Consider the following 23,195-nt stretch of genomic DNA (forward strand, 5'->3'; position numbering starts at 1 on the left):
TGTATAGGGCGAATGAAGGAAGATGAGGTATTTTGTAGAAATATTGAAGGATAGGTTTTTGAAGAAGGAGTGTACTGAATGGCTGAAACTCTGGATTTGCAAACAAACGAGTCGCTGAAAGAGCAGCTGAAGCGGATGAAAGAGGAAAATGACCGCCTGAAGAGTGATTTGAACCGGTATCACGTGATTATGAATAACACGCTTGATGCCATTTTTATATGCCGTAAGGAAATGAAAATCGTCCAGGCGAACGAGGCTGCGGCCCGGATGATGCAGATTGAGGCAGAGAACCTCATTAACCGCTCCGTCCTGGATTTTTTATATTCCGTGCCTCAGGAAGAACTGAATAAGGCCGTGAAAAAGTTTTTAAAAAAAGGCCATCTGTGGAAAGAGGTGCCGATTAAGCTTGACAGCGGCGCGACGAAATACATTGAATTCCTCGCCAGAGACGGAATTGGGGAGGATTATTTTTTTGTGGTGATGAGGGACATCTCCTCTAAAAAAATATTAGAGCGCGAATTCTCCATGAACGAGCAGCTGTTTAAAGATTTGTTTGACAGGGCTGTCGACGGCATCGTGCTGTTTGATAAGGACGGCGGGTTTATTGATGCGAACCTCTCTTTTTGCAAAAGCTTTGAGATCGGCCAGAATGAATTGTCCCATCTGTCGCTCCGCCATTTTACCGACGGAGAAAACAAAAAGCATCTGAAAGAAATCTGGGAAACCCTCCGCAGAAAAGGAAACGCCAAAGGAGAACTGCCCGTCAAGCTTCGGTCGGGCGAAGAGAAGCTGTTTGAATTTACGATTACGTCCAACTTAATCAGCGGGTTCTACATGTCCATTATGAGGGACATAACAGAGAAACGGTTGATGGAATTGAAACTTTTCAAAAGCGAAGAGCGATTCCGCGAAATTTTTGAAAACGCCATGGACGCGATTGTCATTTGGTCTGATGACGGAAAGATTGCCAAAGCAAACGAATCGGCGTGCCGCATTTTCGAACTGCCGATGGATAAACTGGTGGAGACGAATTTATGTACGTTTATCGTTGATCCGCAGAAAAAATACAAACAGATTAAGAAAAAATATGAAAAATACGGGGAAATCCGTGAAGAAATGCTGTTTCAGATGGCAAACGGCCAATTTAAAGAGCTGGAATTCACATCAAAACGAACCATACTTGAAGGTCAGCATTTAACCATTTTAAGAAATGTCAGCGATCGTAAGCGGATGGAAAAGGAATTGCGGGAAAGCGAGCTGAAATTCAGAAAAGTATTCAACGGCTCAATGGACGGCAAGGTCTTATTTGACAACCAATTCCGCATTATTGACGCGAATCCTCTCGCAAGCCGTATACTCGGTATGCCGGATGAGGAGCTGAGGGCGTACACCGTTCCGGATATTCTTTCTTTATTTGATATTGAAAACGCGGGTGTTCCCGCCAGAAAGATTGATTTAGAAGGAATGGATAATGAAATCCCCTTCCTGTTAAGCAGCAGCGACAGCCGCAAACTGGAATTCTCCTTCAAAAGAAATATCATTCAAAATATGAATCTGGCCATCTTTAAAGATGTCACAGAGGCCAAAGAGCTTGAAGAGAGGCTGCGGAAATCCGACACTCTTCATGTTGTAGGGGAGCTGGCGGCGGGCATCGCCCACGAAATCAGAAACCCGATGACGGCGCTGAAAGGGTTCATTCAGCTTCTTCAAGGAAGCATTGAAGGCGAATATTCTCTGTACTTTAACGTCATTACCTCAGAATTAAAACGAATCGAGTCTATCATCACTGAATTTTTAATTTTAGCGAAACCCCAGGCGATATTATATGAAGAAAAAGACGTGACGCAGATTATGAAAGACACGGCTGATCTTTTGAATGCCCAGGCCAATCTTGTCAATGTGCAGATCCATCTGAACCTGACCGGAAACATCCCGCCGATTTACTGTGAACCGAATCAATTAAAACAGGTGTTTATCAATATTTTAAAAAACGCCATTGAAGTCATGCCGGGCGGCGGCAATATCTACGTGACCATTCAGTCTTCTGATCAAGACCACATTTTGATTTCTATTCAAGATGAAGGAACAGGCATTTCCGAAGACAAATTAAAACGTCTGGGTGAACCATTTTACACGACAAAAGACAGGGGAACGGGCCTCGGTCTCATGGTCAGCTATAAAATCATCGAAGAACATCAGGGACGCATTCATGTGGAAAGTGAAGAAGGGAAGGGCACCGTTTTTCATTTGACGCTTCCGATCCGGCAGAATACCGAAGAAAGAAGGAGCGGGGAATGATCTGTTTTACAAGTGTGAGAGCGCCGTTTGGAACCGTCATCATAACAGAGGAAGAGAGCTTTATTACCGGCCTGTTTCTCACCGGGGAAGATTTTGAGGAATGGCGGAAAGACGCGCCCGGCGTAAAGCCGTGCGAAACCGCTTTGCTGTCGGAGGCGAAACAGCAGCTGGCATCATATTTTTCAGGAGAAAGAAAGCAATTCTCTCTGCCTCTGAGACAAAAAGGCACACCCTTTCAGGAAAGGGTATGGAACGCGCTGACGATGATTCCTTACGGGGAATCCCGAAGCTACGGCGATATGGCTGAAGCGATCGGAAAACCGAAAGCGGTGCGCGCCATCGGACAAGCCAATAAACGAAACCGGCTGCCGATTTTGATCCCTTGCCATCGGGTAATCGGCAAAAACAGCGCCTTAACGGGATACGCGGGCACGAAGACGGATGTAAAAGCGGTGCTGCTGAACATCGAACAAATATCCTATAAAGAAAAATAAAGCGTATGGCACGTTCCGTTTTTTCACGTCCGACATATCATTTTATTAAGTGAAAAAAGTTGGTCTGATGAAAAAGGAGGACGAAGCCTGATGAAAATGAGCCGTCCGCAAAAGATAGCCGGTTATGCAGAGCTGTTTTTTAAAATGCATCTCATTACAGCCGTCCAAAAAGATGAAGTGATTACATTGTGCAGACAAAAAAACCGCTGACATTGCCTGAGGCAATATCATCAGCGGTTTTTCAGCTCAGCTGGCAGTCAGTGAATAATTGTTCAATTTCTTCCGTGTAAGAGCCGGTCACAATTCCTTTCTCGGTTATAATGCCGGAAATCAGGCTGCCCGGTGTGATGTCAAAGGCCGGATTGAAGACCGGCACATCTTCGGGAGCGGTGCGTATGCCGGAGATCTGTCTGACTTCATCCGGATCTCTCTCTTCAATCGGAATCTGATAGCCGTTTTCAATCTGCAAGTCAAATGTCGAAAGCGGTGCGGCCACAAAAAACGGAATTTGAAAGGCGTTTGCCAAAATAGCGAGGCCGTACGTTCCGATTTTGTTGGCCGTATCACCGTTTTTTGCAATTCTGTCAGCGCCGACAATGACTGCAGAAATATGTTTTTCCTTCATTGTATGGGCGGCCATGCTGTCGGTAATGAGCGTGACATCAATTCCGCCCTGCATTAGCTCCCACGCCGTCAGCCGTGATCCTTGGAGAACGGGTCTTGTTTCACATGCGTAGATATGAAGGCCGAGATCTTTTTGTTTCGCTAAGTAAAAGGGAGCAAGCGCCGTACCGTATCGGCTTGTGGCAATCGAGCCCGCATTGCAGATGGTCATGATCTGGTCGCCTTTTTTAAAAAGGTGCAGCGCATTCTGGCCGATCATTCGGCATGTTTCTTCATCCTCAATCTGAATTTGAATGGCTTCATGAACGAGCGTTGTCTTCGCTTCATTGATTGAGATCGCATCCCTGATGGAATCCGTCAGTCTGTCAAGCGCCCACGCGAGGTTGACGGCAGTGGGCCTCGAACTGTTTAAATACGCTTTGACATCCGCGAACTGACGTCGGAAATCCGAAAGGTCGCGGGCTTCAAACGACTTGGCGGAGAGCGCGAGTCCGAACGCCGCGGTTATACCGATGGCCGGGGCGCCCCTTACTTTCAGCGTGACAATCGCGTCGAATACATCTTCCTTTGTTTCAAGTTCCGCATATTCAGTGACGTCGGGAAGCTTTTGCTGATTTAAAATGCGGATGTAGGTTTCTTTCCATTCTACAGAACGGGGGATGGCAAATTCATTGGTCATGCTGCATCATTCCTTTACACGGAGCTTAAATTGGTCCAGAACCTCGGTGATATGCTTCAGTTTTTTTCTGTTTTCGATATAATAGGCGCCGATGTCAAGCGCGAGCTTCTTCCGTTCGATTCGTTTGTCAAACGGAGTGATTTCATCTAAGTCAGCCACATGGGCGAGTCCGATCGTGCGCCGGATCAGTTCGCATCCCGCAAAACCGACCGCTTCCTCAAACGCGTTTTTCAGTGTGTCTTCCAGCAGGTGTCTGCGGGAAGGCAAGCAGTCTTTCTCCCATGCTTCACTGAATGTTTTCACAAATGTATCCCATACGGCGGCAGTATGATCATATAACGGCTGTCTGTCGTCACCGTCGCGGCTGAGGGCGTTTAACAGCAGATTGGCGATAAATTGGCCGATGTCAAACCCGATCGGTCCGAAGAAAGCAAACTCGGGATCAATCACCTTTGTTTCATGTTCATCGGCGAAGATGCTTCCCGTGTGCAGATCGCCGTGAACCAATGTTTCCGCGGAATTCAGAAAGATGGCTTTCAATTCGTCAGCACCTTCTTTCAGCCGGGAATTGTTCCAAACTTTTTCTGCGTATGGGCGCAGCTCCTCTTCAAAATCGTTTGTCTCATGGTCGAGAAACGGTTCTGTAAACACAAGCCTTTCCGTAATATTGCAAAGCTCAGGATTTGTAAACTGCTTTGCGAGCTGCTGCTTTACTTTCGCATCAAGCGCATAATCGGATGAGTAAAACAGCGTTTTCCCTAAAAATTCACCGATATGGGCGGATAAGTTGGGATAATGCTTCCCTTCCAGCAGCCCTTTTCTTGAAATCCGCAAATGCGAGAGGTCTTCCATTACCGTGACGGCCATTTCAGTATCGGAATAGTAAACGGCCGGAACGAGGTGCGGCACGTGTTCGCCCTGGCGGATGAGGGCGCTGCTTTCGATTCTCGCCCTGTCAATTGTAAGCGGCCAGCTTTCACCGACGACTTTCGCGTAAGGAATCGCCTGTTTGATAATCAGTCCTTTTTTGTTTTCTTTATCGTAAACATGAAAGACGTAATTTAAATTGCCGTCGCCGATTTCACGGCATGTCAGAGTGCTTTTGCTTTGGAATAAGCCGAGCTTGACGGCTAACGCGGCGGCGGAGCTTTCTGTTAATTGTTCATAAAGACTTATTTTAGTTGCTGACATGGATTTACCCTCCAATTATGTAGTGGCAGTAAGAGATCGTGACGGAGAATACGCCCGAAAAAAAGCCTCCTTCTCTGAAAGAGAAGGAGGCTGAAACAGTGCAGTCCGCCTCTTATCTCTCAGATAACATCTGATGGAATTAGCACCGTGCCTTATGAGACAATCGTCTCGGCGCAAAATGTACGCGCCCCATTTCACAATGGAATTACGGTCGGTTGCTGTTGGGGTCAAAAGGCCAATCCCTCGCCCAACTCTCGATAAGAGAAAAATATATTGATTTGTATCACAATTCGGATTAATCAGTTGATGAAAATATTAGCAGGTGCCGGATATTCTTGTCAACATTTTTTTGAAAATTAATATAAATCACGCCGCAAGTCTTGGAAAACCGGAATGGTTCCCCGCACGGCCGCGCTTTCTGACACATCGATTTCCGCCCGGACTGCGCCTTCCGTCCGGTCTCCTTCGGCTAAAATCCGGCCCCACGGGTCAATAATCAGGCTGTGGCCGGCAAATTCATTATCGGGATTGGACCCCGTGCAGTTAGAGGCTGCGACAAAACATTGGTTTTCAATTGCTCTGGCGATAAGCAGGCTTCGCCAATGATCAAGGCGGGGCAGAGGCCATTCCGCAGAGATAAACAGGACATTCGCGCCCTGGGACGTATGCTTTCTGATCCATTCGGGGAAACGGATATCATAGCAGATCAGTCCGGCGCACTTGACACCGTCAAGCTCAAAGGAACCGTCGCTGTTTCCTGCTGACAAGTAAAGGTGTTCATCCATCAGCTGAAACAGATGGGCTTTCTGATACCGCTTCACGATCTGTCCGCTGTTATCGGCGATGTACATGGTGTTATAGACATTTTCGCCTTCTTTGACCGCAAAAGATCCGGCAACGAGGTGTACGTTGTATGTTTTTGCCGTTTCTTTAAGCCATTGTTCCGAAACTTTGCCGTTTTCATCCGCCAGCTGGTCTAGCCGTGTGAGATCATAGCCGGTCGTCCACAACTCAGGAAGCACGATTACATCCGCATGGCGGCTTTCTTGCTCAATCAAAGATTCTGCTTTTTTAAAGTTTTCTGAAGGATTTCCGTATGAAATATCAAATTGCAAACAGGAAACGGTCCATTTCATTTTTTAACACCTCAAGTTTCTCTTTACTTTTTTTATTTAACCATATATGATGATGGACTATCATTTCAAGACATTTTTAGAAGGTGAAAATATGAACTTTGAAATCTCAGATGTACTCAAACAGCTGCCGGAACAATTTTTCGCATCATTGGTGCAAAAAGTGAATCAAAAGCTGAAAGAAGGCAGAGACGTCATCAATTTAGGGCAGGGAAACCCTGATCAGCCGACGCCTCAGCATATCGTTGAAGAAATGAAGCGCGCCGTCGAAAGGCCGGAAAATCATAAATACTCATCATTCCGGGGCGCTTACAGCTTCAAAGAAGCGGCCGCTGCATTTTATGAAAGGGAGTACGGGGTCACGCTTGATCCGGAAACGGAAGTCGCCGTGCTGTTCGGAGGCAAGGCGGGACTTGTTGAGCTTCCGCAATGTCTTTTAAACCCGGGAGATACCATTCTGGTGCCTGATCCCGGATATCCTGATTACTGGTCAGGCGTCGCCCTTGCAAAAGCGAGAATGGAAATGATGCCGCTGACGGAAGAAAGAGGGTTTCTCCCTGATTACAGCGTAATTCCTGAAAAGGTGCGGAGCGAGGCGAAGCTGCTGTATCTCAATTATCCGAATAATCCGACCGGCGCTGTGGCGACAGAGGCGTTTTTCGAGGAGACGGTCGGTTTTGCGGAGCAAAACGGCATTTGTGTCGTTCATGATTTCGCGTACGGAGCCGTCGGCTTTGACGGGCATAAACCGCTGAGCTTTTTGCAGACCGAAGGCGCAAAAGAGACGGGAATCGAAATCTATACCTTGTCCAAAACGTATAATATGGCGGGCTGGCGGGTCGGATTTGCCGTCGGAAACGCTTCTGTCATCGAAGCGATCAACCTTTATCAGGATCATATGTTTGTCAGCCTGTTTCCCGCGGCGCAGCAGGCGGCGGCAGCCGCACTTTTAGCGGATCAGGCATGCGTCGCGGCGCAAAATGACAGATATGAATCAAGACGCAATGCATGGATTAAAGCCTGCCGCAATATCGGCTGGGATGTGACGGCTCCGGCGGGCTCCTTTTTTGCATGGCTCCCTGTGCCTGACGGTTATACGTCACAGTCGTTTTCAGATCTGCTGCTCGAGAAAGCGGATGTCGCGGTCGCTGCCGGAAACGGGTTCGGAAAATGGGGGGAAGGCTATATAAGAGTCGGTCTTCTGACAAGTGAAGAAAGACTTAAAGAAGCTGCGGAACGGATCGGGAAACTGAATCTTTTCACCCGAAAAAGCATTGACATATCAGAATAACAATGCGATAATTCAAAATACTTTATAAAATCATTATTCTTATCAAGAGCAGGCAGAGGGACGAGCCCGATGAAGCCCGGCAACCGACTGATAAAGCACGGTGCTAATTCTTGCAGCAGGAGCTGAGAGATAAGATTCGGACATAACACGAAGCCTCTTTCTGCTCAAACGGAAGAGGTTTTTTTATGTTTTGCGAAAGAAAGAGAGGCGTTCACGCATGAGCGAAGTATTGGCAACATATCTTCTGACAGACACAACGGACAGTGAAAAGCGGGCGGAACAGATTGCGGCGGGGCTGACGGTAGGCTCCTGGACTGACCTGCCCCTGGTGAAGCAGGAACAGCTCAGAAAACATAAAGGGCGGGTCGTAAAAGTTGAGGAGAAAGAAGGAACCTCAGAAAACGAAACACAATCCGTCATCACCATCGCCTATCCCGAGGCGAATTTTTCAAGAGATATTCCGGCCGTCCTGACGACGGTATTCGGAAAGCTGTCACTGGACGGAAAAATAAAATTGACTGATCTTGAATTTTCCGAAGGGTTTAAACGCTCCCTTCCCGGGCCGAAATTCGGTATATACGGCATCCGCAAACTGCTGGGCGAATTTGAAAGACCGCTTCTGATGAGCATATTTAAAGGCGTGATCGGACGGGATCTCGCCGACATTAAAGAACAGCTCAGACAGCAGGCGCTCGGCGGCGTGGATCTTATTAAAGATGACGAAATTTTCTTTGAAAATGAACTGGCTCCGTTTGAAACCCGCATTATCGAAGGAAAACAAGTCCTGAAGGAAACCCGGGAGGAAACGGGGCATAAAACGCTGTATGCCGTAAACCTTACGGGAAGGACCGCTGAATTGCGGGATAAAGCGAGGCGCGCGGCAGAACTCGGGGCGGACGCGCTTTTATTGAATGTGTTCGCTTACGGTTTAGATGTGATGCAGAGCCTTGCTGAGGACAGGGAAATCCCGCTTCCGATCATGGCGCATCCGGCAGTCAGCGGCGCGTTCACATCATCTCCCGTTTACGGCTTGTCGCATGCGCTTTTGCTCGGCAAGCTGAACCGCTATTGCGGCGCTGATTTCAGTTTATTTCCGTCACCTTACGGATCCGTTGCTCTTCCGAAGGAGTCCGCGCTTGCAATCCATGATGAATGTGTAAAAGACGATGTCTTTCATCCGTCGTTTGCCGTCCCGTCAGCAGGCATTCACCCCGGTATGGTGCCATTGTTGATGCGCGATTTCGGCATCGATCACATCATCAATGCCGGCGGAGGCATTCACGGCCACCCGAAAGGAGCCGAGGGCGGCGGAAAAGCGTTCCGCGCCATCATTGATGCGGTGCTTGAAGCGCAGCCGATTGAAGAAAAAGCCGCGTCGTGCAAAGATCTTCAGCTCGCATTAGACAAATGGGGAAGGGTGGAAGCCGTATGACCCGCACACCGCTGATTATTTGTGATTTCGACGGAACGGTCACCATGAACGACAACATTGTCAGCATGATGAAACAATTCGCGCCTCCTGAGTGGCTTGAATTAAAAGACGGTGTTCTGTCTAAAAGCATATCAATCCAAGAAGGAGTCGGACGGATGTTCGGACTGCTGCCGAGCAGCTTAAAAGAAGAACTGACCGGCTTTATCCTGAAGGATGCGAAAATACGGGACGGCTTTTTGGATTTTGTCTCGTTTGTCCGGTCAAACGGCCTCCCGTTTTATATCGTAAGCGGGGGAATGGACTTTTTTGTGCATCCGCTTTTGGAAGGGATCGTAGAAAAGGAGCGGATTTTCTGCAATCATGCATCCTTTGACAATGAATATATTCATATAGACTGGCCGCACGCCTGTGACGGAGACTGTACCAATCAATGCGGCTGCTGCAAACCGTCAGTCATCCGTAAGCTATCCGATCAGCAGAAATTTCTCATTATGATCGGTGATTCGGTCACGGATGTCGAGGCTGCAAAGTTGTCCGATATGTGCTTTGCGAGAGATTATCTTTTGACTGAATGCAAAGAACTCGGCCTCCGGCATCTGCCTTTTCAAGATTTTCATGAGGTGAAAACAGGCATTGAAAACATCGGGGAGGTGCAGGCATGGCTGCAAAAGAAGAACGCTGGCGCGAACTTGCCGAGGTAAAACGCGAGCTGGCCGAAAGAGACTGGTTCCCGGCAACGAGCGGGAATCTTTCCATCAAAATATCCGACGGGCCGCTGACTTTTCTCGTTACGGCGAGCGGAAAAGACAAACGAAAAGAAACAGACGAAGATTTTCTCTTAATCGATGAGTACGGGAAGCCCGCTGAGACCGGCCATTCTTTAAAACCTTCAGCGGAAACGCTTCTCCATACTTACTTATACCAAAAGACAGACGCCGGCTGCTGTCTGCATGTCCATACCGTCAATAATAATGTCATCTCAGAGCTTTACGGGGATGAAAAACAAATCACTTTTCAGGGGCAGGAGATGATTAAGGCGCTCGGATTATGGGAGGAAAACGCGTCCGTGACCGTTCCGATCATTGACAATCCGGCGCACATCCCGGCATTGGCCGAAAACTTCGCGCACCATGCGGCCGCCGGCTCAGGCGCGGTGTTAATCCGCAATCACGGCATTACGGCATGGGGGCGGACCGCATTTGAAGCGAAAAGGGTGCTGGAAGCCTATGAATTTTTATTCAGCTGTCACCTCAAGCTTCTGTCACTTCGGCCGCAGCTGGTAAAATAAAAGGAGGAATAGAAAATGGCGACCATCAGAATTCATGACGAAAAAAATACGCTCATTGAACATCAGGAAGAAGTAGCGCGCTTCTTAGACGAACAAGAGGTGATCTATGAGCAATGGAACATTGAAAAACTTCCGTCTGAGCTTTCGGAAAAATACGATCTAACCGAAGATGAAAAAGAACGGATTCTCGCGGCGTTTGACACGGAGATTCAGGACATTTCAGCCCGGCGCGGATATCAGTCTCAGGATGTCATTTCTTTATCAGACACCACGCCGAATCTTGATGAATTATTAAAAAATTTCCAAAGAGAACATCACCACACGGATGATGAAGTCCGCTTTATCGTCAGCGGACACGGCATCTTCGTCATTCAAGGCAAAGACGGCACATTTTTCGACGTCCGTTTAAATCCGGGAGATTTGATTTCAGTTCCGGAGAACATCCGCCACTACTTTACGCTTCAGGAAGACCGCCGGGTCGTCGCAATCCGAATCTTCGTGACGACTGAGGGCTGGGTGCCGATTTACGAAAATGAAAGTGTGCAAAACTGATAGACGCCCGAACCTCTCATGCACCCACCGGCATGAGAGGTTTTTTATTGTAATATAAAGTCAGCTGTGGCTGTTTTTTAAATCTTGAATATGCCGCATTCTGTTTATATCATTACCCGAATGGGTATTATTCTCGTATTCATGCTAAAGATTCCAATATGAAATGAAAAAATAAGTTATTTAGTAAAAAAATGTTTACAAATAAAGTATAATCTGTAATAATGCTCAATAACCCAATCAAACTTGTTTCCTATTCTTTTAGCGGTGAGGGGTGAAGTGAATGGGCAGTTATTCTGAACAAGAAAAATTGCTTGTATCTATTGATAAAAAAAGAAAAATGATGATAGATGCGGCTAACAGGCAAGGGTTTACAGGATATGACACGATCAGGCACAGCCAGGAACTGGACTGTCTGATGAACGCGTATCAGCAGCTGGTAAACCGTGATCGTACACATCACCAAGGAATACAGGGCCTTGTGAAGAAAATAGGCTTGTTCTCCCGCGGTGACGTCATGCCTGCATATGAAGCAAACAAATGATTGATGATAAAACAGATAACGAAGACTGAATGCGCTTCCTGATCAAGCGCCGCATCCGAAAGATGACCGCGTACAGTCAGCACATTTTTCCGCTGGCACGGCTCACGAAGCGCCTCGTACTATCTGCCGGCTATGATGCCGTTCCTCTCGTATATCCTCTTACACATATTCTTCTTTAAATAAAAAACACCCCGATCCAGGGTGTTTTTTTCATCGAGAAGCGGCAGGGAGGGTAATGGTGACCTCTGTGCCCTTATCGACTTCGCTTTGAATGTCAATCGAACCGCCGTACATCAGCATGATTCGTTTACATACGACAAGGCCGAGGCCGGTGCCTTTTTCCTTTGACGTTACAAACGGAAGAAAAATGTGCTCAAGCATATCTTCAGAAATGCCCATTCCGTTGTCGGCCACCTTAATAACTGCTTTATGATCGCGGGCTTCTAAATAGATGGACAGCCGGCCGCCTTCCTGCATGGATTCCAGCGCGTTTTTCGCGACATTTAAAATCACCTGTTTAATATGGTCTTTCGTGCAGTTGACCTTGAGCGGCCGATTGACGAGAATCTCCACATTCACTTCCACATTGTACAGATTCCCTTCAGAATAAATAATCGGCATAATCTCATCAAGAATATCCTGCAGCGAGTTCACTTCCAACCGTTCAGCAGTGGGTTTTCCAAGCACTAAAAACTCACTGACAATCTGATTGATCCGTTTAATCTCCTGCTCAATAATTGAGAAATACAGCTGATCTTCCTCCGATTTGTATTTTTTCTGCAAAAGCTGAATGAAGCCGCTGATCCCTGTAAGCGGGTTGCGGATTTCATGGGCGGTGCTGGCGGCAAGCGTTCCGATCAGCTCCAATTTCTGCGCTTCATTTTGAGCGCGCTCCAGCTGGGTCTTGCGCTTAAGCAAATAATATTGAACGAGGATGAACAGAATATTCAGCAGCACGGCAATACTGGACATCGGCAGCAGCACGCTTTTGGTCAGCTCATTCAGCTCAACCGGTTTCGGATAAACATTGATATTCCAATTAATATCATCCAGATACCCGCTGACCGGTTTCACACCTTCTGATTGATCAGCCCGTCCGCTGGCAAATATCACTTTATTCTGATTGGTTGCCTTGACATAAACGTCAGGGCTCAGCATATTGATCATATTTCTCAAATAATCGACTTGTATGGCGGCTACTAAATAATCCGTGACTTCCCGTTTTGCGTCTAACACCGGCACGCAGATCGTGAAGATGCGCTGGCCTGTAATTCTGCTGGAGTAGTCATTTGTGATGACCGTTTTTTTCGTCTTTTTCGCCTTCGTAAAATACGGTCTGTCGGCCAAATTCACCTTTGATTTCAGATCAGTCGTGCTTGCGATGACATCACCTTTGGAATTCAGCATATACAGTCCGCTGAATCTGGGTTCATCCTCAAAAGCCTGATCGAGAATGTCAATGATCTTTTCTTCATTGACAGGCTTATCGACAGCGATCGCAAGTGTTGTCATCCGGGCTTTTGTTTCACCGATTAAATAATTGAGCTTATTGCGGTGAAGGTTGAGCATCATACTGGCTTCCTGTATGTGTTTATCGGCTATTTTCTGCTTTTCTTTTTCATAAATGAAAAAGCTGATAATAAGTGCCGGGATGATCACCAATATGAGATAAAGCTTGATCTTTCCCCGGGCACCTTTAAATGTATTCACTCTGCATCGCTCCAACATTACACTTGAATAGAGGTATTATATCATTTTTATACTTCTTTAATAAGAAAAAATAACCAAAATGATAGAAAAACAAATTATTTTATTAAGGTCAGACAAAAAGAAGAGAAATTTTGGAAACATTTTTGTTGACATTTTTCATTTTGTTTATTAATGTTTCTCTGTAACGGTTTCTTTTGTAAAAGGATGATTGAATGTATGACGGATAAAACAGAAAACTCATTGAAATTATTTATTGTACTGTCACGTGCGTACCGATCTATTAACGACCATATGAATAAACATATTCATAAGCACGGCCTGAACCCGACGGAATTTGCGGTGCTTGAGCTGCTGTACCACAAAGGCAACCAGCCGCTTCAGCAGATCGGCGACAAAATTTTATTAGCGAGCGGAAGTATTACATACGTTGTTGACAAATTAGAGAAAAAAGAACTTCTCATCAGAAAAGCCTCGCCGACTGACAGAAGAGTGACTTTCGCACAGATTTCCGAAAAGGGAATCCGTCTTTTGGACGATATTTTCCCTGATCATGCTGACGAAATTAAAGAAATGATCAGTGTGCTGAGTGATGAAGAGATAGAAATGTGTACGGAAATGCTGAAAAGAGTGGGGTTAAACGCTAAACATTTTCAACAGAAATAAAAAAGGAAGCCATTTGAAAGGCTTCCTTATTTATATTACTGATTTTGGTCAGTCGCGGCGTTTCTAGGCTGTATCAATACCTCGACGCGCCTGTTTTTGCTGCGCCCTTCGGCGGTTTTGTTCGACACGGCCGGTTTATACTCTCCGAAACCTTTGGCGCTGAATACTTTTGCGTCAAGTTTCGGGTTTTCCGTGAGAATAGCCATGAAGTTGACGGCCCGCATGACGCTTAAATGCCAGTTAGATTGATATTGTGAGTTTTTAATCGGTACATTGTCCGTATGTCCGCTGATAATAATGTTCCTTGGCGGATTCAGCACAAGGAGATTCGAGATTTCCTTGGCAAGCGGAATATCTTCCTGACGGATATCCGCCCGTCCGGAATCAAAAAAGATACTGTCTTTAATGGTAATTAAGAGTCCTTCTTTAGTCAGCTTTGTTTCCAGCTGAGTTTCAAGCTTTTTATTTTTTATAAATTGATTGACTTGCTTTTGCACGCCTTCAAGTTCTTCGCGGTCGGCTGCTTCTCTTTCTTTCTTTTTCTGTTCTTTATCTTTTTCCTTGTCTTTTTTTAACTGATCAACGCCGTCTTTTTCGTTTTCAGGAGGGGTGACGCTTGAATATTCAAGAACACCCGTGCCTCCGGTAAACACGGCGTTAAATGATTTAGACAGCATTTGGAATTTCGCCGCATCGACCGAGCTCATGGCGAACAATACAATGAACAGAGCCAAAAGAAGGGTGAGCAAATCCGCGTACGGGATCAGCCAAGACTCATCCACATGCTCGTCATCATGCTTCTTCTTCTTTTTTCTCGCCATTGTTTGCCTCTCCTTCTTGTTCAGCGACTTTTGCGCGTTCATTCGCAGGAAGATACATGAGAAGTTTTTGTTCGATCACTTTCGGGGCCTGTCCTTCAAGCACTGACAGAACGCCTTCGATCATGATTTCACGCAGTTTGACTTCCTGCTTTGATTTGCGTTTCAGTTTGTTGGCGAAGGGATGCCATAGTACATATCCTGTGAAAATCCCGAGAAGGGTGGCGACAAAAGCCGCACTGATGGCATGTCCGAGCGCCTCGGTATTGTTCATGTTGGAAAGAGCCGCGATAAGGCCGATGACCGCACCCAAAACGCCGAGTGTCGGCGCATATGTGCCGGCTTGTGTAAAGATGGCTGCGCCGGCCTGGTGTCTGTCTTCCATCGCTTCAACTTCCTCAGTCATAATATCTCTGATAAATTCTGCGCTTTGTCCGTCAACCGCCATACTCAGGCCGTTTTTCAAAAATGCGTCATCCACGTCTTCAATGCTTGCTTCCAATGCGAGCAGACCTTCACGTCTGGCGATTTGCGCCCATTGAGAGAACATAGGAATTAATTGTGCAATTGTCAGCTGTTTGTTTTCTTTAAACAGCACTTTAAAAAGGGCAGGCACTTTTTTGATTTCTTTTCCGGGGAATGCGATGATCACCGCAGAAATCGTACCGAACAAAATAATCAGAATAGCTGCCGGGTTAGCGAGTGCGCTTAAGCTGACCCCTTTCAGCACCATGCCCACGCTTAAAGCAATCAAGGCGAGGATGATACCGATAATCGATGTTTTATCCATAGTTTTCACCAAATCCTTTATACTAGCTTTCTATGGTTAATATCGGTGGCAGTGCATGGAACTTTAGGGTGATTGAGAAATTGTTCCCGAATTCTTCACAGTTTCTCCCTTTCGGCATGGAGAAAGAAACAAAAAAGCGGCTCCCCGCGAGGAGGGAACCGCTTTTTTCTTATTGTGCCCGGACTTTGATGCCGTCCTCTTCCATTACGACATGGAAGGCTTTTATTTCGTTGTCATCCAATAAGAGATCTGTCATTTCGTCCTCGATCAATTCTTGGATGGTTCTTCTGAGCGGGCGTGCTCCGAAAGCTGGGTGGTAGCCGATTTCAGCGATTTTTTCTTTCGCTTCGTCCGTTACGCTCAGGCTGATGCCGCGCTCTTTTAATGTGTCTTCAAGCTCTGTGAGAAGCAGGCTGACGATTTTCACGAGATGTTCTTTTTTCAGGGATTGGAATTCAATGATGCTGTCAAACCGGTTTAAAAACTCCGGTTTGAAGAACGCGCTCAGTGAATCAATCAGCGTTTGTTCCTCCAGGACGCTCTCTTCAGATTGGAATCCGACTTTCACCTGTTTTTCGCCGGTTCCAGCGTTGCTTGTCATAATCAAAACGGTATCTTTGAAGCTGACCGTTCTGCCCTGGCTGTCTGTCAGACGGCCGTCCTCCATAATCTGCAGAAACATATGCTGGACATCAGGGTGGGCTTTTTCAATCTCATCGAGCAGCACGATGCTGTACGGATTGCGGCGCACTTTTTCCGTTAATTGACCGGCTTCATCGTGTCCGACATATCCCGGCGGTGAACCGATAATTTTTGATACGGCGTGTTTTTCCATGTATTCACTCATATCGAGACGGATAATGGAATCTTTTGTACCGAACAGTTCATCTGCGAGTGTCTTTGATAACTCGGTTTTTCCGACTCCGGTCGGTCCGACAAAGAGGAAGGAGCCGACAGGTCTGTTTTTGGATTTTAAGCCGGCGCGGCTTCGTCTGACCGCTTTCGCCACTTTTTTCACGGCTTTTTCCTGACCGATGACGCGCTGATGAAGATGCTCTTCAAGTTCCTTCATTTTGACTTGTTCATCAGCCTGGAGTTTTCCGACCGGAATGCCTGTTTTCTGTTCAATGATGGCTTGAATATGCTCCGCCCCGATTTCAGGTGAAGAGGCCGGTGTTTCATGCGCCAGCTGCTTTTCCAACGCCGCTTCTTCATCACGCAGTTTCGCGGCAAGCTCATAATTTTCTTCATGAAGCGCTTTTGTTTTCTCCGCGTCAATTGCTTTGAGTCTCTCAGCCGCATCTTCTTCATTTACGGTATCAAGCTCCAGGTTCGCCTTAGAGCCGGCTTCATCTAATAAGTCGATCGCTTTATCCGGCAGGTGGCGGTCCTGAATGTAACGGGATGAAAGCGTAACACAGGCGTTTATCGCTTCATTGCTGAATGTGACGCCGTGGTATTTCTCATATTTATCTTTAATGCCTTCCAGAATGCTGATGGCTTGTTCTATTGTAGGCTCGTGAACCATGACAGGCTGGAAGCGTCTTTCAAGCGCCGCATCTTTTTCAATCTGGCGGTACTCTTTCAGCGTTGTCGCCCCGATGACCTGCAGCTCGCCTCTGGCAAGCGCCGGTTTCAGGATGTTCCCGGCATCCATTGATCCCTCGGCAGAGCCGGCGCCTACAAGAAGGTGAATCTCGTCAATGAACAAGATGACGTTTTTCCGTTCTTTTAATTCGTTCATTAATTGTTTCATTCTTTCTTCAAACTGGCCTCTGATCCCTGTATTGGCGACGAGAGAAGCGACGTCAAGCAGGTAAAGCTCTTTGTTTTTCAATTTGTTCGGCACATCGCCTTCAGCGATTTTAAGCGCGAGGCCTTCTGCAATAGCCGTTTTACCGACGCCCGGCTCACCGATCAGCACCGGATTGTTTTTATTCCGGCGGTTCAAAATTTCAATTACGCGCGCCACTTCATGATCGCGGCCGATCACAGGGTCAATCAGACCTGCTTTTGCGCCGTTTGTGACGTTTTGAGCGAGCTCGTCGAGCAGGCCTTTTTCAGAGCCGGCCTGCTGTTTATTTTGATTGGGAGCGAAACCTTGCTCAAACGGGAATCCGAATGATTGTGGCCCCATGCTCATAGACGGTTTTCGGGTTAATTCTGTATAACATGTTTCACATAAAACGAATTGTTTTTGAATGGAATTGACTTGCATGTTCAGGCGAATCGTCGCCTCGTTTTTCTGACAATGTTGACAACGCATTTGCCAAAACCTCCTCGAAAAATGTTTGATCATCTTTGACCAAATGGATTAGAAAATAAGGTCTTAACTTTGACCTTCTTTGATTAATAGTATACTCTGACCTTCTTTGACTTTCAAGTGTTTTGTTTCAAACCCTGAAAAATAAATGTTTACAGCATGATAAGTGATATTTGTGAGGTTTGATTATTTTTGACCAATATAGTCAGAAAGGAAATGAAATGTTTTGACCTTTCTTGATGAAGAGTATACGCCGGCCCTTTTTTTCTTTCAATATTTTTGCTTAGAGGAGAGAGCTGAATCTGTTTTCTCCGGGGAAGGACGATTTGTTCGTCTTTTCGGGCGACTTGTCTCATAAGCATATATAAAGGCCTGGACAAATCTGCGCTTAGCCGGAGGGTGAAATGGGACAAACAAAAGGTTCTGCAAGTCAGCTTGCATTTGTATACGTAGGCACGGTTGTAGGAGCCGGTTTTGCCACGGGACGGGAAATCGTTGAGTTTTTTCTGAAGTTTGGCTGGATCGGTCTGTTCGGTATCGTGGTAAGCGGTCTGATGTTTACATATTTAGGCGCCAAAATCATGATCATTTCCAAACGGATTCATGCAGCATCTTATCAGGAATTGAACACATATTTATTCGGCCAGTCCATCGGCCGCGCCGTGAACATGTTTATGATGTTTATATTGCTGGGAGTGACCTCTGTCATGCTGTCCGGAGCGGGAGCGCTGTTTCATGAACAGCTTGGCTGGTCCGCACAAGCGGGGATCCTTCTGACGATCGTACTGAGCTTTGCCGTCATGACAAGCGGCGTTAAAGGTGTGTTCGGCGTCAATATATTGGTTGTGCCGCTTTTAATTTCCTTCTCTTTTATCGTGACAGCAGATTCATTTGTATTTACAAGCACGAGAAACGCGGACGAATGGGTCTGGCCTGACAAGTGGAATTGGCTTTTGTCCGCCGTCTCTTACGGCGCGTTAAATTTATCGCTCGCCCAAGCCGTCCTTGTGCCGCTTGCGAATGAAATGTCTTCAGAGAAGGTGATCAGAAGGGGGGCTTATTTTGGCGGCGTTCTGTTGACACTGGTGCTTGCCGCGAGCTTTTTATCATTATCGGTGCTGCCGGATGTGCTGGAGTTTGACATTCCGATGGCTCAAGTCGTCTATTCGTATTCGCGTTCACTTCATATCATTTATTTGTTTATTATTTTCGGGGAAGTGTTTACGTCGGTCATCGGTAATTTATACGGATTGGAAAAACAATTAAACAGTTTTCTTCATATAAAAAGTACATATATTTACGGCGGCATTTTGGCGTTTGCTTTCATTATCAGCCAAATCGGCTACGGACAGCTGATTTCCACCGTTTATCCGGTGTTTGGGTATGTGAGCCTCGCTTTCATCGGCGCATTGATTTGCAAAAAAATCCCGAAAGAAAAATAAGGATATAAGGAAAATGTCTGTATTTTTTGGGAATTCCCCTTCTTTTTTCCTGACATTTCTGTATAATGAATTGGGAAATGATGGGGAGGAGTAAGAAATGAAAGCTCGACGTGTATTCTTGGGATTTATTTTTATTTGTATCGGCATTGCGTTTTTTTTACAGAGGGCGGGAGTTATTCATATATCCGCAGGTTCGGCGTGGCCGTTTCTTTTCATTATAATGTCCGCAGGGTTTCACGCCGGATTTATTTTTGCGAAAAAAACGCCTGACCAGGCGGGACTGCTCGTTCCGGGCGGTATGTTTTTTGTGCTGGGCTGCCTGTTTTGTTTTGAAACGGCAACGGGATGGACGTATTCAGGCGTGACGTGGCCTGTTTATATATGGGCGCCTGCTCTCGGTCTGTTTGAGCTGTGGTATTTCGGCGGGAGGAAGTTAGGTGTATTGATTCCTGCTTTCATCCTGACAGCCGTGGGAGCACTATGCTTTGCCGGTATGCTGATGACGGGGCTGTGGCCGCTTTTGATCATCGCAGCCGCGCTTTTGTTTCACGCCGCTGCCTTTATGCAGCCGAAAAAAAGATCGGGCCTTCTTATTCCGGGCGGCATTTTGCTTGTGACGGGCGGCTTGTTATGGTTTGAAACGCTGACGGATTGGACATACGCAAATGTGACATCGCCTGTCTACCTCTTTGCCGTTGCGTTCGGCCTGTTTGAAGCCTGGCTGTTCGGCAGAAGGCAAAGAGGGCTTTTGACTGCTGCGGCGGTTCTGTGCGCCGCGGGCATTTTCGGCATATTCACCAATGCAAATGAAGTCATCAGCGAACGCGGCTGGCCCGCTCTCATTCTTTTGCTGGGCGCCGCTTTTCACATTCCGATTTTCGGCCCGAAACCTGTCAAAAACGCGGGACTTCTCGTACCGGGCGGCATCTTATTGATTACGGGGATCTTGTTTGTCTTTGAAACGGCAACCAATTGGTCCTACTCCGGTGTGACATGGCCTGTTTACCTGTTGGCAACGGCATTCGGTTTATTTGAGCTGTGGCTGTTCGGCGGGAAACAGAAGGCGCTGCTCATCCCGGTTGCGGTGCTGACCTTGACAGCACTTTGCTTTATGATGACGAATCAGCCGATCATTCCGGTTTCTGTTTTCTGGCCTGCTTTATTTGTTCTGATCGGGATTGCGCTGATGGTATTTCCGGGGAAAAAACGCGGGGCTTAAACCCGATTTTGCAGCCTGACACAGGGTTCAGGCTGTTTTTTTATTGTCACGGGAAACAACATTATGGTATGATAGCAAAAGTGAAAAAAGAAGAAAATCCGTATTGATGCGGGAGAGGTTCTAGCTACACCCTCTATAAAAAACTAAGGACGAGCTGTATCCTTGGATACGGTTTTTTTATGTTTTTTAGGGCGCCTTCTCCGAAAAAGGCGCTTTTTTTATGGAATGATAGATAAGGGAGAGAAAGACATGAAAAAAGAAAAAGCAGTTGTGGTGTTCAGCGGAGGCCAAGACAGCACGACTTGTTTATTATGGGCTTTGCAAAATTTCGAAGAAGTGGAAACCGTTACATTCCATTATAATCAGCGTCACCAAGAAGAAATCGATGTGGCAAAATCGATTGCCGAAAAGCTCGGTGTCAAAAATCACTTGCTTGATATGTCTCTTTTAAATCAGCTCGCGCCGAATGCGCTGACAAGAGATGATATCGAAATTGAAGCGAAGGACGGGGAACTGCCGACAACCTTTGTGCCGGGACGCAACCTTGTATTTTTATCCTTTGCATCGATTCTTGCATATCAAATCGGCGCGCGCCACATTATCACCGGTGTTTGCGAGACTGATTTCAGCGGCTACCCGGACTGCCGTGACGAGTTCGTCAAATCCTGCAATGTCACCGTCAACCTGGCGATGGAAAAGCCGTTCGTCATTCATACGCCGCTTATGTGGCTGAACAAAGCGGAAACGTGGAAACTTGCGGATGAGCTCGGCGCGCTTGATTTTGTAAAGAATAACACACTGACTTGCTATAACGGCATCATTGCGGACGGATGCGGCGAATGCCCGGCATGCCTGCTCCGCAATAAAGGATATGATGAATATATGAAAATGAAAGGAGAGCGAAACTAATTGCTTTCTCAAATTTACCCGCAGGTTCAGCATCCTTATTCGTTTGAGTTGAATAAGGACATGCACATCTCAGCCGCGCACTTTATTCCCCGCGAAAGCGCCGGAGCGTGCAGCAGAGTCCACGGGCACACGTATACAGTAAATATTACAGTTGCGGGGGATGAACTGGACGATTCGGGCTTTCTCGTGAATTTCAGCGTGTTGAAGAAATTGGTGCACGGCGCTTATGACCATACATTGCTGAATGACCATGAGGAATTTTCTGATGATGACAGATATTCACTGCCGACGACCGAGGTCGTGGCCAAAACGATTTACGATAAGGTGCAGTCCTACCTCGAAACACTGGAGAATCAGCCGGTCTGCGTGCAGATTTTTGTCAGGGAAACCCCGACAAGCTATTGCGTATACCGCCCGAAAAAAGGTGATAGGAATGGCTAAAGGAATTCCGGTATTAGAAATTTTCGGACCGACGATACAAGGGGAGGGCATGGTTATCGGCCAGAAAACCATGTTCGTCCGCACGGCGGGCTGCGACTACTCTTGCAGCTGGTGCGACTCCGCTTTTACATGGGACGGCTCTGCCAAAAAAGATATCCGCTGGATGACGGCGGAAGACATTTACCGCGAGCTGAGAGAAATCGGCGGAGACGCCTTTTCCCATGTCACCATCTCAGGAGGAAACCCGGCGCTGTTAAAGCAGCTTGACGCGCTGATTCTGCTGCTGAAAGAGCACGGGGTGCGCGCCGCTTTAGAAACGCAGGGAACGGTCTATCAGGATTGGTTCACAATGATTAACGACCTGACGATTTCACCGAAGCCGCCAAGTTCGGGGATGACAACCGATTTTGCAAAGCTCGATCACATTGTGTCTTCGCTTGATGCGGCAGAAAGGCTTAACGCGGTCAGCTTAAAGGTCGTCATTTTTAATGATGAAGATCTGCAATTCGCGAAAACCGTGCACAAGCGGTATCCGAATATCCCGTTTTATCTTCAGGTCGGAAACGATAACGTCCATACGACGGACGACCGGGCATTGATCGCACATCTGCTCGGAAAATACGAAACACTCGTTGATAAGGTTTCAGCCGATTCGGATCTGAATCTCGTCAGAGTCCTGCCTCAGCTGCATACATTGCTTTGGGGCAATAAACGGGGAGTTTAATAGAAAGGGAGATTTATATGACAAGAAAAGAATCAGAATTAGAAGGAGTTACGCTCCTGGGGAATCAAGGGACAAACTATTTATTTGAATATGCGCCGGAGGTTTTGGAATCATTTCCGAATAAACACGTGAACCGTGATTATTTCGTTAAATTCAACTGCCCGGAATTTACGTCGCTTTGCCCCAAAACGGGACAGCCGGATTTTGCAACCATCTACATCAGCTATATTCCGGACGAAAAAATGGTGGAAAGCAAATCGCTGAAGCTGTATCTTTTCAGCTTCCGCAACCACGGAGATTTCCACGAGGACTGCATGAACATCATCATGAATGATTTGATCGAATTAATGGACCCCCGCTACATTGAAGTATGGGGCAAATTCACGCCTAGAGGCGGAATCTCGATTGACCCGTATACAAACTACGGCAGACCGGGAACAAAATATGAAAAAATGGCCGAACATCGGATGATGAATCATGATATGTACCCGGAGACGATTGATAATCGGTAATTATTCCGTTGTGTGATACGGAGTGTGAAACGAAGTGGAGTCACAGTAAAATCCGAACATTCAGTGCTGATTTTCAGCGGAATTGTGACCGAGTCACAGCGAAGTGTGACCAGCACTAAGCTCAATAAAAGTGTGACCTGAGGTGCAACCTGAACTGTGACTGTTATGCAGTGAAAAATTG

22 protein-coding genes and 3 riboswitches are annotated in these 23,195 nt (G+C 46.7%); of the genes, 15 read left to right on the top strand and 7 right to left on the bottom strand.

Annotated features, from left to right (window positions below):
* The first annotated feature begins 78 nt into the window (after nucleotides 1-78).
* Together BR62_RS0114515 and BR62_RS0114520 are read left to right on the top strand one after the other, a co-directional pair.
* Nucleotides 79-2,298, top strand: a complete 2,220-nt coding sequence (locus tag BR62_RS0114515; RefSeq protein ID WP_014417571.1) for a PAS domain-containing sensor histidine kinase — start codon at nucleotides 79-81, stop codon at nucleotides 2,296-2,298.
* A complete protein-coding gene (locus BR62_RS0114520; RefSeq protein ID WP_007408473.1) occupies nucleotides 2,295-2,792 on the top strand; it encodes a methylated-DNA--[protein]-cysteine S-methyltransferase in 498 nt (165 codons plus the stop codon). The genes BR62_RS0114515 and BR62_RS0114520 overlap by 4 nt, the downstream gene beginning before the upstream one ends.
* A gap of 241 nt (nucleotides 2,793-3,033) precedes the next feature.
* Here the strand turns inward: BR62_RS0114520 and mtnA are convergent, their stop codons facing one another.
* From mtnA to BR62_RS0114535, 3 genes are all read right to left on the bottom strand, one after another.
* Nucleotides 3,034-4,095, bottom strand: coding sequence for an S-methyl-5-thioribose-1-phosphate isomerase (gene mtnA / locus BR62_RS0114525; RefSeq protein WP_032871314.1), 1,062 nt, complete (start codon nucleotides 4,093-4,095; stop codon nucleotides 3,034-3,036).
* Between the two features lie 6 nt (nucleotides 4,096-4,101).
* Entirely contained in the window at nucleotides 4,102-5,286 is a 1,185-nt protein-coding gene (gene mtnK, locus BR62_RS0114530) for an S-methyl-5-thioribose kinase (RefSeq protein WP_020955725.1), read from the bottom strand.
* 109 nt (nucleotides 5,287-5,395) lie between these two features.
* Nucleotides 5,396-5,550: riboswitch (SAM riboswitch) on the bottom strand.
* 92 nt (nucleotides 5,551-5,642) lie between these two features.
* Nucleotides 5,643-6,422 carry a carbon-nitrogen family hydrolase gene (locus tag BR62_RS0114535; RefSeq protein WP_003154702.1) on the bottom strand — a complete coding sequence of 260 codons (780 nt, stop codon included), beginning with the start codon at nucleotides 6,420-6,422 and terminating at the stop codon, nucleotides 5,643-5,645.
* A 91-nt stretch (nucleotides 6,423-6,513) separates the two neighbouring features.
* On the opposite strand from BR62_RS0114535, the gene BR62_RS0114540 reads away from it, so the two are divergent.
* The 6 genes from BR62_RS0114540 (at nucleotide 6,514) to BR62_RS0114565 (ending at nucleotide 11,523) form a co-directional block, all read left to right on the top strand.
* A complete protein-coding gene (locus BR62_RS0114540) occupies nucleotides 6,514-7,710 on the top strand; it encodes a pyridoxal phosphate-dependent aminotransferase (protein ID WP_032871316.1) in 1,197 nt (398 codons plus the stop codon).
* Nucleotides 7,711-7,746: 36 nt separating this feature from the next.
* Nucleotides 7,747-7,846: riboswitch (SAM riboswitch) on the top strand.
* 81 nt (nucleotides 7,847-7,927) lie between these two features.
* Nucleotides 7,928-9,142, top strand: coding sequence for a 2,3-diketo-5-methylthiopentyl-1-phosphate enolase (gene mtnW, locus BR62_RS0114545; protein WP_015239734.1), 1,215 nt, complete (start codon nucleotides 7,928-7,930; stop codon nucleotides 9,140-9,142).
* On the top strand, nucleotides 9,139-9,843 hold the full coding sequence (gene mtnX, locus BR62_RS0114550) for a 2-hydroxy-3-keto-5-methylthiopentenyl-1-phosphate phosphatase (protein ID WP_032871318.1): 705 nt from the start codon (nucleotides 9,139-9,141) through the stop codon (nucleotides 9,841-9,843). Before mtnW ends, mtnX begins: the two co-directional genes overlap by 4 nt.
* Nucleotides 9,801-10,430: a methylthioribulose 1-phosphate dehydratase gene (locus BR62_RS0114555; RefSeq protein ID WP_032871319.1), complete on the top strand. Its 630-nt coding sequence runs from the start codon at nucleotides 9,801-9,803 to the stop codon at nucleotides 10,428-10,430. Before mtnX ends, BR62_RS0114555 begins: the two co-directional genes overlap by 43 nt.
* Before the next feature lie 15 nt (nucleotides 10,431-10,445).
* A complete protein-coding gene (locus tag BR62_RS0114560; RefSeq protein WP_007408465.1) occupies nucleotides 10,446-10,982 on the top strand; it encodes a 1,2-dihydroxy-3-keto-5-methylthiopentene dioxygenase in 537 nt (178 codons plus the stop codon).
* A gap of 280 nt (nucleotides 10,983-11,262) precedes the next feature.
* Nucleotides 11,263-11,523: an aspartyl-phosphate phosphatase Spo0E gene (locus BR62_RS0114565; RefSeq protein ID WP_003154690.1), complete on the top strand. Its 261-nt coding sequence runs from the start codon at nucleotides 11,263-11,265 to the stop codon at nucleotides 11,521-11,523.
* A 210-nt stretch (nucleotides 11,524-11,733) separates the two neighbouring features.
* On the opposite strand, the gene BR62_RS0114570 is transcribed toward BR62_RS0114565, so the two are convergent.
* Nucleotides 11,734-13,251: an ATP-binding protein gene (locus tag BR62_RS0114570; protein WP_046559543.1), complete on the bottom strand. Its 1,518-nt coding sequence runs from the start codon at nucleotides 13,249-13,251 to the stop codon at nucleotides 11,734-11,736.
* A gap of 198 nt (nucleotides 13,252-13,449) precedes the next feature.
* On the opposite strand from BR62_RS0114570, the gene BR62_RS0114575 reads away from it, so the two are divergent.
* Nucleotides 13,450-13,896, top strand: a complete 447-nt coding sequence (locus BR62_RS0114575; RefSeq protein ID WP_032871321.1) for a MarR family transcriptional regulator MhqR — start codon at nucleotides 13,450-13,452, stop codon at nucleotides 13,894-13,896.
* A gap of 35 nt (nucleotides 13,897-13,931) precedes the next feature.
* On the opposite strand, the gene motB is transcribed toward BR62_RS0114575, so the two are convergent.
* The 3 genes from motB to clpE form a co-directional block, all read right to left on the bottom strand.
* Complete coding sequence (motB, locus tag BR62_RS0114580) at nucleotides 13,932-14,717, bottom strand: flagellar motor protein MotB (RefSeq protein ID WP_003154685.1); 786 nt, start codon at nucleotides 14,715-14,717, stop codon at nucleotides 13,932-13,934.
* Nucleotides 14,689-15,504 (bottom strand): flagellar motor stator protein MotA, encoded by an 816-nt coding sequence (motA, locus tag BR62_RS0114585; RefSeq protein WP_007408461.1) that lies wholly within the window; start codon nucleotides 15,502-15,504, stop codon nucleotides 14,689-14,691. Before motA ends, motB begins: the two co-directional genes overlap by 29 nt.
* Before the next feature lie 169 nt (nucleotides 15,505-15,673).
* Nucleotides 15,674-17,770 (bottom strand): ATP-dependent protease ATP-binding subunit ClpE, encoded by a 2,097-nt coding sequence (gene clpE, locus BR62_RS0114590; RefSeq protein ID WP_007408460.1) that lies wholly within the window; start codon nucleotides 17,768-17,770, stop codon nucleotides 15,674-15,676.
* A gap of 401 nt (nucleotides 17,771-18,171) precedes the next feature.
* On the opposite strand from clpE, the gene BR62_RS0114600 reads away from it, so the two are divergent.
* The 6 genes from BR62_RS0114600 to queF all read left to right on the top strand — a co-directional run bounded on the left by BR62_RS0114600 (nucleotide 18,172) and on the right by queF (nucleotide 23,014).
* Nucleotides 18,172-19,209: a YkvI family membrane protein gene (locus BR62_RS0114600; RefSeq protein WP_020953988.1), complete on the top strand. Its 1,038-nt coding sequence runs from the start codon at nucleotides 18,172-18,174 to the stop codon at nucleotides 19,207-19,209.
* A 97-nt stretch (nucleotides 19,210-19,306) separates the two neighbouring features.
* Complete coding sequence (locus BR62_RS0114605; protein WP_032871323.1) at nucleotides 19,307-20,428, top strand: hypothetical protein; 1,122 nt, start codon at nucleotides 19,307-19,309, stop codon at nucleotides 20,426-20,428.
* A 108-nt stretch (nucleotides 20,429-20,536) separates the two neighbouring features.
* A riboswitch (PreQ1 riboswitch) is annotated at nucleotides 20,537-20,581 on the top strand.
* Nucleotides 20,582-20,677: 96 nt separating this feature from the next.
* Complete coding sequence (gene queC, locus BR62_RS0114610) at nucleotides 20,678-21,337, top strand: 7-cyano-7-deazaguanine synthase QueC (protein ID WP_003154679.1); 660 nt, start codon at nucleotides 20,678-20,680, stop codon at nucleotides 21,335-21,337.
* Entirely contained in the window at nucleotides 21,338-21,778 is a 441-nt protein-coding gene (gene queD / locus BR62_RS0114615; RefSeq protein ID WP_014417585.1) for a 6-carboxytetrahydropterin synthase QueD, read from the top strand. It abuts the gene before it with no gap.
* On the top strand, nucleotides 21,771-22,502 hold the full coding sequence (queE, locus tag BR62_RS0114620; protein ID WP_003154676.1) for a 7-carboxy-7-deazaguanine synthase QueE: 732 nt from the start codon (nucleotides 21,771-21,773) through the stop codon (nucleotides 22,500-22,502). Before queD ends, queE begins: the two co-directional genes overlap by 8 nt.
* Nucleotides 22,503-22,519: 17 nt before the next feature.
* Nucleotides 22,520-23,014 (top strand): preQ(1) synthase, encoded by a 495-nt coding sequence (queF, locus tag BR62_RS0114625; protein WP_003154673.1) that lies wholly within the window; start codon nucleotides 22,520-22,522, stop codon nucleotides 23,012-23,014.
* Nucleotides 23,015-23,195: the final 181 nt, after the last annotated feature.

The sequence above is a fragment of the Bacillus sp. UNC69MF genome (assembly GCF_000746035.1).
GTDB classification, from domain to species: Bacteria; Bacillota; Bacilli; order Bacillales; family Bacillaceae; genus Bacillus; species Bacillus velezensis.